This window comes from Hymenobacter aranciens, assembly GCF_030580865.1.
GTDB classification, from domain to species: domain Bacteria; phylum Bacteroidota; class Bacteroidia; order Cytophagales; family Hymenobacteraceae; genus Hymenobacter; species Hymenobacter aranciens.
The window spans coordinates 51,723-64,241 of record NZ_JAUQSY010000011.1 but is presented as its reverse complement, the minus strand read 5'-3'; the positions used below and the strand labels follow the sequence as shown (position 1 = coordinate 64,241).

Sequence of the window (12,519 nt, the reverse complement as noted above, 5' to 3'; positions counted from 1 at the left end):
CTGAGCCCTACGCCGGGGTGCCGGCCGCTTTTCTGTCCGATGTGGGAACACCAAAGCCTCTTTAGAGTTTCAGCCCAGCTATTCGCTGATGGCGTTTTTAATTTGCTCGACCGCAACCTGCGGCCCGAGGTGTTTCTGCTGGGCTTTGCGGCCGCCAAGGAGGGCGACGAGCCCGGCGCCGTGGAGCTCGAGCCGCCCACGGTGCGCTACCAGCCCGACGATTTTGCCCAGGTGAAAGCCCGCGCCGCCAGCGCCGAGGCCAACGCCGGCCCGCGCGATAACGTGTACCACCTGCACCCCGGCGACCACGACCGCTTCGAAAAGCAGCACTGGTACGAGCTCATGTGCCGCGCCACCTCCGAAACCCTCTGCGCCCTCAACGAGGAACGCCAGGAAAACCGCTGCTCGTTCTGCTCCACCCCCGTCAGCCTGCAGGGCTACCTCGTGACCGTAGTATTGCAGCTGGCCGGCGACTGCTACGACGGCTACTACGTGCTGCCCAAGCAAAGCCACACCCGCCCCGGCAACCTGCCCCACGCGGCCGTGCTGGAGTTCTTACACGACTGCACCCGCGCCCTGCGCGAAGCCGACACGGCCGACAACGACCAGCCGATGCTCGACCGCGACTACAACGAGCTGCTGCGCTCGGCCGGCCGCCGGCTGATGCTGGGCGTGTCGCCGGGCAGCACCCACGGCCTCTACGATGCCTGCAATGGCGTGGCCGCCCTGCGCCACGAGGGCGACGAGGGCATCGGCACGCTGCTCGTGAGCCGGCGCCTGCACCCGGCCGTGGTGCCCGTGCTCACGCTCGAAACGCCCGTCACGCTGCGCGACCACCGCTCTGTGCGCAAGCTCCTGGAATTAAGCGAAGGCCACACGGCCCTGATTTCCGATGCCTCGCACATCTTCGGCCTGGGCCAGCCCGTGTCGGAGAATGACAGCCAGTACGAGCCCCTCGTGACGGTGCATTTCACCAACCACTACAGCTGGGAAGTCAGCCACGCCGGCCACGTGCTCATGCGCGTGGTGAGCAACACCCCGCGCCTGCCCCAGGGCAAGGTGGCCGCCGAAAACTTCGCCCGCGTGGCTGCCCTCGTCTTCCCCACCCTCAACCACGACAGCATCGACTACCTCTGGGACCTGGCCAAATCGGCCACCAGTCAGCCCACCGGCACCATCCTCGTCATTTCGGCCGGCGCCGCCCACGAGGCCCAGCGCCTCAGCCGCCAGAGCTTCCGCGTGGTGCCCCGCATCATGACGCCTTCGGTCCTGCGCCTCGTCACCAACATCGACGGCGCCGTGCTCATCGAGCCCAATGGCATGTGCTACGCCATCGGCTCTATCCTCGACGGCCTGGCCACCGAAAAAGGCGACTCCTCCCGCGGCTCGCGCTTCAACTCCGCCCTGCGCTACGTCAATAGCAGCCAGTACCCCGTGCTGGCCGTAGTGGTAAGCGAAGATGGCTGGATTGACCTGCTGCCGTCGGTGAATGGGTAGCCGTTGAGGCTGAAAGAACGAAACTCCCCTCCTTGGAAAGGAGGGGATGTTCAGCCGCCGGCTGAACGGGGGTGGTTCGCCCGTCCGCGCCGTTCGCGCCGTCTGGGCGGCCCTCACCAAAAGAGGCGACAGCCCGACGATTAAACTAAAAAAGCAGCGCGTTAAAAGGCATAAACACCTTTTAACGCGCTGCTTTCAATTTTTTATCCGCGCAAGACCGGTGCCCCCTCTCCGCAGGAGAGGGGGTCAGGGGGTGAGGGTGCGCCCAACCGGCGCGACCGGGCCAACCACCCCCGTTCAGCCGGCGGCTGAACATCCCCTCCTTTCCAAGGAGGGGAGCTTGTCGTTCTACCTACCCATTCACCGACCCCATCCCCGCCGCGGTATACCGCGTGCCCGCCGCCGCGCCCTTCGGCGCAATCTCGTCCAGCTCCGCCAACTCTTCCAGCGACAGCTGCACAAATAGCGCCTCCACGTTTTCCTCCAGATACTTCACCCGCTTGGTCCCCGGAATGGGCACCACGTCGTCGCCCTGCGCCAGCACCCAGGCCAGGGCCAGCTGACCGGGCGTGCATTCTTTCTGCGCCGCCATTTTGTTGATGCGGGCCACCAAATCGAGGTTTTTCTGGAAATTCTCGCCCTCGAAGCGGGGGCTGTGGCGGCGATAGTCGTCGGGCGCCAGGTCGTCGAATTTCTGAATCTGCCCCGTCAGGAAGCCCCGACCCAGCGGCGAGTAGGGCACGAAACCCACCCCCAATTCGCGGCAGGTGGGCAGGATTTCGTCCTCCGGCTCGCGGCTCCAGAGGCTGTACTCGGTTTGCAGCGCCGCGATGGGGTGCGTGGCCACGGCCCGGCGCAAGGTGGCCGGCGCCGCCTCGCTCAGGCCCAGGAAGCGCACCTTGCCCTCCTCCACCAGCCGGCTCATGGCCCCCACCGTCTCCTCGATGGGCGTATTCGGGTCCACCCGGTGCTGGTAGTACAGGTCGATGTAGTCAGTGCCCAGGCGCCGGAGGCTGGCCTCGCAGCTGGCCCGCACGTACTCGGGCCGCCCGTTGATGCCGCGCTTGGTGGGGTCGTTCGGGTCGCGCACGATGCCGAACTTGGTGGCCAGAATTACGTCGGCGCGCTGGCCTTTAAAAGCTTTGCCCAGCAGCTCCTCGTTTTTGAAGGGGCCGTACATGTCGGCCGTATCGAAGAAATACACCCCCAGCTCCAGCGCCCGGTGCAGGGTGCGCAGGCTTTCGGCATCGTCGGTCGGGCCGTAGAAATCAGACATGCCCATGCAGCCGAGGCCGAGGGCGGAAACGCGTAGGCCGGAGCGGCCCAGGGTGCGAGAGGTCATTTTAAGTAAGTGGAAGGGTAAACGGAACAGTAGTGCTTACGCAAACAACCGCCACCACGCTTCATTTGATTACTCCCTTCCGCATTTCTTCCGGCCCAGGTTCCGGATTTTCCGCCCCCACGCCCCCACTCATTTCTCCCACGCCCCGGGTTTCCGCACCCACGCCCCGGGCTCCGCTGTCACGCCCTGGGTTTTCGCACTCAGGTCACGAACTTCCGCACTCACGCCACGAGCTTCCGCATCCAAGTCCTGAGCTTCCGCACCCAAGTCACGCATTTCCGCACTCACGCCACAGGTTTCCGCACTCACGCCACAGGTTTCCGCACCCACGCCACGGCTTCCGCACCCAGGTCGCGTTTTTCCCGTTCCCCCGCCCCGCGCCGTACCTTTGCCGCATGAACGTTTCGCTGAAAAACCTGGGCCTGCTGCCCATCGTGGGCCTGCTGGCGCTGGGCCTCCTCAATGCCTGCAATCCGCCCGCCGAGCAGGAGCAACAATCCCCCATCGTTGCCGCCGAAGAAGCCGTGATGGTGCAACACGACTCCCTCATGGCCCAGATGGACAACCTCATGGCCATGCGCGAAAAGCTCAAAGCCACCGACCCAAAGGCCGCCGCCCCCTACCTGCGCGGCCTCCAGGCTGCCGACAACGCCATGATGAGCTGGATGCACGCCTACCAGGCCCCCGACAGCACCACCGCCGACGCCCAGCGCCTGGCCTACTTCCAGCAGCAGCAGCAAATCCTGGCAAAAGTGGCCCAGCAGCAAAAGTCCAGCCTCGACTCGGCCCAAACCTTCCTCCAGCAAGCCGCCAAATAGCCCCGCCATGCGCCTGCTCCCCCTGCTCCTGCTGGCCGCCAGCCTGCTCACCGCCTGCGCCGACGACAAGCCCCAGCGCCTGCCCATCCTCGGCGAGCGCGAGGTAGTGCCCCGCCCCGACGGCGGCCCCGCCGACACCATCTTCGCCACTGCCCCCGCCTTCCGCCTTACCAACCAGCACGGCCAAATCCTCACCAATAAATCCTTCGCCGGCCAGGCCTATATCACCGATTTCTTCTTCGCCACCTGCCCCGGCATCTGCCCCAAAATGCAGGGCGAGCTGCTCAAAGTGTACCAAAAGTATAAGCAGGAGCCCCGCCTGGCCTTCCTCTCCCACACCATCGACCCCGACCACGACTCGCTCGCCGTGCTGCGCGAATATTCCCGCCGCCTCGGCGTAGCCGATGCCCAACAGTGGCACTTCGCCACCACCAGCAAAGACACCGTCTTTGCCCTCGCCAAGGCCTACTTCACCGCCGCCATGCCCGACCAGGAAGCCCCCGGCGGCTTCGCCCACAACGGCACCTTCGCGCTGGTCGACGACCAGGGCCACATCCGCGGCCTGTATGATAGTCTGAACAAAACCGAAGTCGAGCGCCTGCTCAAGGAGCTGCCAATTCTGTTGGCCGAGATGAAGGAGCGGAAGCCGTAGGTGTTAGGTGTTAGGTGTTAGGTGTTAGGTGTTAGGTGTTAGGTGTTAGGTGTTAGGTGTTAGGTGTTAGGTGTTAGGTGGCGTACGAAAACCCAACACCAAAAACCCAACACCCGGCAACAAAGCAGTTATTTGTTAAGAATCCATGCCGCTCCGCCGCTTTTTTTTCCTTCTCCTTTTCCTCCCCGCCTGCTTCACCAACAAGCAGAACCAGGGCGAAAAGCTCTACGCCGAGCACTGCGCCAGCTGCCACGGCGACCAGGGCCAGGGCCTCGCCCAGCTCATCCCCCCCCTCGCCGGCGCCGATTATCTGAAAGAGCACCGCGACTACCTTCCCTGCCTCATCCGCCAGGGCCAGACCGGGCCCATCACCGTCAACGGCATCCAGTACAATCAGGTCATGCCCGGCCACGCCGAGCTCAGCCCCGCCAAGCTCACCAACCTGCTCAACTACATCGAAAACCACTTCGGCAACCACGCCACCCCGCGCACCATTGCCGAAGTTGACGAGCAGCTCCGGGCCTGCCCGCAATAATTCTGGCGGTAAAGTCTGGCATTCCGCGTAATTTGCACGTCTAAACCATCCCTCTATCATGGGCCTCCTCGATTTCCTGAAAAACAAACCCGCCGACGCCTCCACCCCGTCGGCCACCCCCAATCCGGCCGCGCCGACCACCCCGGCCGATGCCGCCGCCAGCGGCCCCCGCTACCAGGGCTCCAAGTACACGGCCCCGGCCGAGCCCATCGCGCCGGCCCAGCCCGCCTACGCCAGCGAGCCGCAGATTCCGCAGTTCCCCTTCGAGCCACAGAACGTGCTCGAGCAGCTCCTGCTGCTCGCCGTGACGGAGGAGCAGGCCCGCCCGCCCTTCTACCAGGCCCTGCTGCAGGAGGAAATCCTGATGATTCTGGCGCCTAAAGAAGGCCTGGAGCCCGGCGAGGTTACCATCACTGAGGGCCAGGAAATTCAGCTCCAGATTCTCAACGACGGCAAGCTGCCCATCTTCACCTCGCCCGCCCGCCTCACCGACGGCGGCCAGGACGTCCCCGTCAGCTACGTGCGCGTGCCCGGCCACGCCTTCTTCAGCATGACGCAGGGCCAGGATTGCGTGCTCAACCCCTTCTCGCCGGCCGGCAAGCCCCTGCCCAAAGAGGAAATTGCCGCCCTGCTCGCCGGCCAGCTCACCGGCCCCATGCCCCCGCAGCCCGGTGGCGAAGCCCAGGTGATGCTCAGCCAGCCCGCCGACTACCCCACCGCCCTCGCCGAGTCCATCAAAGCCTGGTGCGCCGCCCAGGACCACATCCAGGAAGCCTACCTGGCTCAGATGGTGATGAGCCACGAGCCCGAAGTGCCCCGCCTGCTCCTCGCCTTCACCACCACCAGCGCCGACCCCGCCTTCATGCAGGAGCTCGGCCCGGTGCTACAGGGCAACACCGCCCAGTTCCAGTTCGTTGATTTGATGGTGCTGGACAAAAACTCGGAGGAAGGCGTCAACCCCTATTTCCGCACCATCGAGCCGTTCTACACGCGCGGCTAGCACCTGTCATGCTGAGCAAAGCGAAGCATCTTATCACGCCGGAACGAGGCAATAACCCAATCGTTCCAGCGTGATAAGGTGCTTCACTGCGTGTACGCCAGATGAAGCATGACAGTTCTTTTTCAGTTTTCTTAAGAGCATTCCCCATGTTAAAACCCCTACTTTTTTCTGCAGTCCTGGCCCTCGCCCTCCCCGCCCAGGCCCAGTGGACCAACGACATCCTCCTCAACACCCCCGTGCAGGACGCCACCGGCACCGCCGAGGAAGCGCCCCTCAGCGCGCCCGGCCCGGCGGGCGGCACCTGGGTATCGTGGTTTGCCACCAGCCCCAGCACCAACTACACCATGCACCTGCAGCTGCTCGACCGCAACGGCAACAAGCTGCTCGGCCCGAACGGCCTGCTGGTAAGCAACCAGCCCCAGACCACCGCCACCTTCCGCTACGACCTCAAGAGCGACGCCGCCGGCAACGCCCTGCTGGCCTTCCAGGACCAGCGCAGCGGCGCCATGCAGTGCGTCATCTACAAAGTCAGCCCCACCGGCCAGCAGCTCTGGGGCGCCAACGGCATCCCGCTCCTCGACCCGGCCGCCGGCAGCGGCCTCGCGCCCACCATCGGCGTGCTGCCCAGCGGCAACGTGGTAGTGGCCTGGAACTCGGACAGCAACGTTGGCAAGCCGGCCGTGGCCTGGCAGAAGTTTTCGCCCGCCGGCACGCCGGCCTGGCCCGCCCCGCAGCGCATTGTGGATGCTACCGCCAGCAGCGAGCGCGCCATCCCGGTGCCCGCCACCGGCGATGAGTTCATCATGCACTTCGTGCGCCGCTCGGGCTTCGGGCTGGGCGTCTCCACCTACTTCGCCCAACGCTACGACGCTGCGGGCGCCGCCGTGTGGGCCACCCCGGTGCAGGTGAGCACCAAAACCACCGGCTTCGCCTACTTCGCCGAGCCGGTGAGCGACGGCGCGGGCGGCTACTTCCTGGCTTTCAACACCGGCAACCCCGCCAACGCCAACCTCGGCGACGTGTACGTACAGCACGTCACGGCCACCGGCGCCCTCTGGAACCCCGAAGGCGTGGAAGTCATCACCGGCACCGCCACCGCCCGCTTCGAGGGCAAGCTGCAGTACGTGGCCGCCCAAAGCCAGCTCTACGTGGGCCTCAACGCCACCAATTCCTCGCAGTCCGACTCGGGCATCTTCTTCCAAAGCCTCGACCCCGCCACCGGCAACCGCCTGCTCACCAACGCCGGCGTACAGGTGATGCCCGTGAGCGGCCGCTACTACGCCGTTCAGGCCCTGCGCGACACCGGCAACGGCCTCATCGTCATTTACTCCGAAAATACCACTATCCTGGAGCGCTGGCTGACCTCCACTAAGGTGACCTACACCGGCGGTACCCACGCCTTCCCCACCGGCAGCGGCATCATCGCCCTGAGCAACGTGAACAGCGAAAAGCAGGACTATTCGGTGCCGCCCTTCGCCAGCAATCAGCTGGTAATCGTGTGGTCAGACAGCCGCCTCGACGGCGGCATCTACGCCCAGAGCCTCGACGACAACGGCCAGCTGGGCGTGCTGGCTGCCCGGGCAACGGCCGCCGCCCGCCCGCTCACGCTGCTGCCCAACCCCGGCAGCGCCCCCACGCTGCAGCTGGAGGCCGCCCGCCCCGGCACCGTGCTCGTGCGCGACCTGGCCGGGCGCGTCGTGCATCAGCAAGCCGTGAGCGCCGGCCCAACGCAACTCAACGCCCCGCAGCTGGCCGCCGGCGTGTACGTGGTGGAAGCCCGGCTGGGCAGCGAAACCTGGCGCGGCCGCTGGGTGAAAGAATAAACGACCTCGTCATTGGAGCCCAAGCGCCGCCCGAGTACCGGGCGGCGCTTTTGTTTTTGGGCCATTCGCCGGCTCGAAAAAGTAGCATCAAAAGTCCCTTTATCCGAACGCAAGGTTGTGCCTGTGAGGAATATTTTGTGGCGCTGGCTTTGTTTTTCACGTCCGTATTTACCGAAAGTCAGGGCGTATTTTAACCTTAGCTGCGCGTAGATTCGCCAACCAGTAGCAATCTACCTCACCACCCCGCTGGCACTCATTCCTATGCAGGCTCACATACCCCACGGCCACTACTACACGACGTTTTACGTGCTGGCCATTCTCACGCTGGTGCTGGGTGCGCTGATAGAAGGCTGGCGGCGCAATTTCCCTTTGCGGCCCTGGCTGGTGCTGCTGGCGGGCTACCTGCTGGCCTTCATCGTGGGCACGAAGCTCATTACGATGCCGCTGGCGGCCTGGGGACCGCTGCTGCGCGAAGGCCACTGGCCGCTCGAACCCGCCCGCTCGGTGCTGGGCGGCAGCCTCTTGGGCAGCCTCGCGCTGCTAGCCCTACACCGCTGGCTGGGCCTGGGCCGGCAGGTATTCGACGCACTGGCCTGGCCCCTGAGCGCGGCGCTGGCGGTGCAGTGCGTAGGCTGCCTACTCACCGGCTGCTGCTTCGGCGAAGTGAGCGGCGCGGGGCTGGTGTACGCGGCCGGCACGCCGCCGTGGTGGGCGCAGGTGGCGGCGGGCCTCATCCCGGCCACGGCGCCGGCGGCGTTGCCGGTGCTGCCCACGCAGCTGCTGGCGCTGCTGCTGTGCGCGGGCACGGCTGCCACACTGTGGCTTACGCGCCACCGGCACTGGCCGGCCGGTTCCTGGGCGCTGCTGAGTGCGGGCCTGTTGCTGCTGGGCCGCGGCCTGCTGGAAAGCTGGCGCGACCCGGCCGGGGAGCCCGTGGGCGCGCAGATGCTGCAGCTGGGCGGCGTGCGTTTGCTGGCCGTGCAGTGGGTGCTGCTGCCGGTGGGCCTGCTGGCGCTGGCGGCCTGGGCGTGGTATAAAGGCCGCGCCGTGGCAACAGAGGCCCCAGCTCCGGCCGGGCAGCCCACGCGGCACCTGCTGGTGCTGACGGGCCTGCTGCTGGTAGCCGCTCTGCTGGGGCCGGGCGCGCTGGTGCTACCCGAGGTGCTGGTAATTAAAGCACTGCTGCTGGCCGTGCTGGCAATGGAAGCAGGTGCCTGGTTGCTGCAAGCGCAGCCTTTACCAAACGGCGGCTCGCCCGCTTGGCTGCGGGCCCCGCTGGGCCTGGTGGCCATAGTGCTGCTGCTCACCAGCCAAACGATGCCCGCCGACTCCAGCGCGAATCAGGGTAAAGACTTGACCATTACCGTGGGCGCCCGGCAAACCACGTATGACGATGCCGATAATACCGGCTGCGGCGAGCCACCCGAAGTGTACAATCACCGCACCTACGTAGTGAGCGCCGAAGCCGCCTACCGCTTCAACGAAAAGACCTCGGGCGCCGTGAATACCGTGGGGCTGGGTGTGAGCGGGGGCACCGACCGCATCGGGGTGGATACGCGCGACGATTATGGCTCAACGACTACCTACTCGCCCGATACCACGCTTCGGCAGGCCCTGTACAGCATTAACCTGTTTATGGCTGGCGAGCGGACGGGGCCGGGTCGGCGCGAATTTGGCTACCGGGTGGGGCTACACGTGGGGCAGCTGGCCAACACCCCTTCGACCGATGCCGGTGTGAATGGCCTGAGTCACTTAGCCCCGGATTTGATGTTCTGGTACGGGCGGCGCCAGAAGTTTTTCGGGCAGGCAGATGCCGGTTACGGCCTCCACGCGGCGGCACCCTATACCATGCGGCTGGGCATAGGCTCAGGGTTTGGGTTCAGCCGGGGGCACCTGCTGGCGGGCATCGCCGGCATGCCGTTTACCCCCACATTCTACCACAGTTCTACGCTGGGCTTCGCCAGCGCCCGCATTTACCTGCCCAATACCGGCTTCAGCATCGAGCCCTACGCGGCGTCTAATTTCGACCACTACCACCAGGTAAGCCTGCGCCTGCACTACTGCCTGGCGCTGAAAAACTCCAACAAATAGCTCACTCTAAATCAGCGCCAAACGGGCCGCTGCTTTAATCAACGTTGCAGTATTATTCGCGTCGAATTTCGTCAATAAATTGCGGCGGTGAGTTTCGATGGTGAGGGGGCTGAGGAAGAGGCGGTCGGCCATTTCCTGGCTGGTGAGGCCATCGGCGATGAAGGCCAGCACCTCCTTTTCGCGGCGCGTGAGGATGGGCGCAGCGGCCTCGGGCGCGGTGGCGGGGTCGGGCAGCAGCAAAAGGTCCTGCACCTCGTCGCTGAAGAATTTTTTGCCCGCGTACACCTTCGTGATGGCCTCGGCCAGCTCTTCGGGCAGGGCGTTTTTGAGCACGTAGCCCACGGCCCCGGCCTGCAGCATGCGGGTGAGGTAGCTGCGCTCGTTGAGGGTGGTGAGGGCAATGATTTTGATGGCGGGCTGCTCGGCCACGAGGCGCTGGCACACGTCGATGCCGTTGAGGTCGGGCAGGTTGATGTCGAGCAGCACCACGTGGGGGCGGGTGGCGGTGGCCACGGCGAAGGCCTCGGCGGCGGTGGCGGCGCTACCCACCACGTCGATGTATTCGAGGGGTTCGAGCAGCACGCGCAGGCCTTCGAGCACCATGCGGTGGTCGTCAACGAGCAGGACGCGAATGGGTTCCATAGCAGAGAGTGGGCGGGTAAAAGACGAGGACGATAGATGGCAGCTTAGACCAGGGATGACGTTTCGGCGGTTCGGACCGTTGCCTCGAGGGCGGGCGCCTCCGGCGCGGTCAGGTGAAAATCGATGGTGGTAGTGGTGCCCTGGCCGGGGGCCGATTGCAGGTCGAGAATGCCGCGCAGGTAGTCGACCCGCGCCTGAATGCTGCGCAAACCTACGCCGCCGCGCACGGTGGTGGGCTCGAAGCCGCGCCCATCGTCTTCCACCACCAGCTGGATGTGGCGGCCGTCGCGCATCAATTGTACCAGCACTGCGCTGGCCTGGGCGTGTTTGAGCACGTTATTGAGCAGCTCCTGCACCAGGCGGTACACCACCACTTCAGTGCGCTGCGGCAGGCGCGTTTCCTCCAGCCCGTAGGCCTGAAACTGCACGCGGGGGCCGCCGGCTTCGCTGCCCAGCCGGCGCCCGGCGCCCGCGTCGATGGCCTGGCACAAGTCGCGCAGGGCGGGCACGAGACCAAACTGGAGCAGGGCCTCGGGCATCATGTCGCGCGCCACCCGCCGCAGCTCGCTGATGGAGCCGTCCAGATGCTCCAGCGAACGGGCAAACAGCTGCGCACTCGCCTCGGGCAGCACCACATTGCCCCGCACCGAGCCCAGGTACAATTTCACCGTCGAGAGCATGCCCCCCAGCCCGTCGTGCAGGTCCCGCGCCAGCCGGCTGCGCTCCTCCTCCTGTCCCCGCAGCATGGCCTCGGTGGCCAGCAGCTGCCGCTCCTGCTCCAGCTCCTGGATTTTCTGGGCCTGCAGCTGCTGCTGCTGCCGCTCCAGCTGGCGGCGGTTGCGCAGCGCCGCGTAGCCCAGCCCCCCCGCCCCCAGCAGCGCTACTATCAGGGCGAAAGCGCCGTAGGTGAGCTGGTGTTGCAGGCGCAGCTCCTCGGCTTGCAGGCGCTGACGCTGTTGTAGCAATGTAATGCGCTGCTCCTTCTCCCGGGTGCGGTAGCGGGTTTCGAGGTCGTTGAGCCGGGTTTTGACTTCCAGGCTGTTGAGGCTGTCGTGCAGGGTGTGGAAGCGGCGGAAGTAAGCCAGCGCCCGGGTGGGGTGGCCGAGTTTTTCCTCCACTTCGGCCAGGGCTTCGAGCTCCACGGTCTGGTCCACGTCGCCGGCGGCGGCGGTCAGGCTCAGGCATTCGAGCAGGTAGGCGCGGGTTTGGGCGTAGTGGCCCAGCTGCTGGTGGCCCTCGGCCACGTCGGGCAGCATGGCCAGGATGATGCTGGGGTCGCCGCGGCGGCGGGCCAGGGTCAGGGCTTGTTCGAGCAGAGCCACGCCTTGCTGCGGGCGGCCCTGCGCCAACTCATACTTGCCCTGAGCGTTGAGGTACTGGTCGCGGTACTGGACGCCGGGCGGGCGGGCCGAGAGCGCGGCGGCCTGCGCGAGGTAAGGCCGGGCCTGGGCAAACTGGCCGTGGGCGGTGTAGTGGTTAGCGATGTTGGCGGCGGCCACCACCAGCACGGGCGCGTCGCGCACCTGGTTTTGCAGGGCCAGGGCCTGTTTCCAGTAGTAGATGGCCTGCTCGAACTGGTCGAGCGAGAAGAACACGCCGCCCAGGTTGTAGTAGGCCACCACCAGCAGCTCGTGGGCGCCGGCCTGGCGCAGGTAAGCAATAAGGTCGAGCATGGCGCGGGCGGCGCCCTGGTAGTCGCCCTTCACCTGCAGGTCGTTGGCCTGGTTGTTAATGTTGGCGGCCAGCACCTGACCCACGCGCGGATTGTGGTGCCGCCGGTAGAGCGGCACCAGCAGCTGCCGGGCCTGCTGCAGCAGGCGGCGGTGCGCCAGCGTGTCGTTGCGTAGCGAGGCCACGTACGACAAAGCATTGAGCGCCGCCCCTTCCCCAAACTCATACCGCACCCGCCGGCTCAGTCCCAGCGCCTGACTCAGATAGCGGCGCTGGGCCGCCGTATCGGCCGGGGAGGCCCGCTCAAACTGCACCATCAAGGCATTGAAGCGCAGCGTATCGGCCGGACCCGGCTGGGCCGGGGCAAGGGCTGGCCGCAGCACCAGGCCCAGCGGCAGCGCCGCCTGGCAACCGGCCCGCAGCAAACGACGAAACGATGCCATCAACA

10 protein-coding genes are annotated in these 12,519 nt (G+C 65.9%); 7 read left to right on the top strand and 3 right to left on the bottom strand.

What is annotated here, in order from left to right:
* The first annotated feature begins 39 nt into the window (after positions 1-39).
* Positions 40-1,497 (top strand): diadenylate cyclase, encoded by a 1,458-nt coding sequence (locus Q5H93_RS16650; protein ID WP_305007745.1) that lies wholly within the window; start codon positions 40-42, stop codon positions 1,495-1,497.
* A gap of 352 nt (positions 1,498-1,849) precedes the next feature.
* Here Q5H93_RS16650 and Q5H93_RS16645 read toward each other — a convergent pair whose 3' ends face one another.
* A complete protein-coding gene (locus Q5H93_RS16645) occupies positions 1,850-2,839 on the bottom strand; it encodes an aldo/keto reductase (protein ID WP_305007744.1) in 990 nt (329 codons plus the stop codon).
* Between the two features lie 395 nt (positions 2,840-3,234).
* Between Q5H93_RS16645 and Q5H93_RS16640 the strand changes: the two genes are divergently transcribed.
* From Q5H93_RS16640 to Q5H93_RS16615, 6 genes are all read left to right on the top strand, one after another.
* Positions 3,235-3,657, top strand: coding sequence for a hypothetical protein (locus Q5H93_RS16640; protein ID WP_305007743.1), 423 nt, complete (start codon positions 3,235-3,237; stop codon positions 3,655-3,657).
* Between the two features lie 7 nt (positions 3,658-3,664).
* Positions 3,665-4,309 (top strand): SCO family protein, encoded by a 645-nt coding sequence (locus tag Q5H93_RS16635; RefSeq protein ID WP_305007742.1) that lies wholly within the window; start codon positions 3,665-3,667, stop codon positions 4,307-4,309.
* Between the two features lie 145 nt (positions 4,310-4,454).
* The gene (locus Q5H93_RS16630) at positions 4,455-4,844 is read left to right on the top strand and encodes a c-type cytochrome (protein ID WP_305007740.1); all 390 of its coding nucleotides are present in this window, start codon (positions 4,455-4,457) and stop codon (positions 4,842-4,844) included.
* Positions 4,845-4,902: 58 nt separating this feature from the next.
* Entirely contained in the window at positions 4,903-5,844 is a 942-nt protein-coding gene (locus tag Q5H93_RS16625) for an enhanced serine sensitivity protein SseB C-terminal domain-containing protein (protein ID WP_305007738.1), read from the top strand.
* Positions 5,845-5,990: 146 nt separating this feature from the next.
* Positions 5,991-7,667 (top strand): T9SS type A sorting domain-containing protein, encoded by a 1,677-nt coding sequence (locus Q5H93_RS16620; RefSeq protein WP_305007737.1) that lies wholly within the window; start codon positions 5,991-5,993, stop codon positions 7,665-7,667.
* 261 nt (positions 7,668-7,928) lie between these two features.
* Positions 7,929-9,758: a prolipoprotein diacylglyceryl transferase family protein gene (locus Q5H93_RS16615; RefSeq protein ID WP_305007736.1), complete on the top strand. Its 1,830-nt coding sequence runs from the start codon at positions 7,929-7,931 to the stop codon at positions 9,756-9,758.
* Between the two features lie 6 nt (positions 9,759-9,764).
* Here Q5H93_RS16615 and Q5H93_RS16610 read toward each other — a convergent pair whose 3' ends face one another.
* The gene (locus Q5H93_RS16610; RefSeq protein ID WP_305007734.1) at positions 9,765-10,400 is read right to left on the bottom strand and encodes a response regulator; all 636 of its coding nucleotides are present in this window, start codon (positions 10,398-10,400) and stop codon (positions 9,765-9,767) included.
* A 44-nt stretch (positions 10,401-10,444) separates the two neighbouring features.
* Positions 10,445-12,514, bottom strand: a complete 2,070-nt coding sequence (locus Q5H93_RS16605) for an ATP-binding protein (RefSeq protein WP_305007733.1) — start codon at positions 12,512-12,514, stop codon at positions 10,445-10,447.
* Positions 12,515-12,519 lie beyond the last annotated feature (5 nt).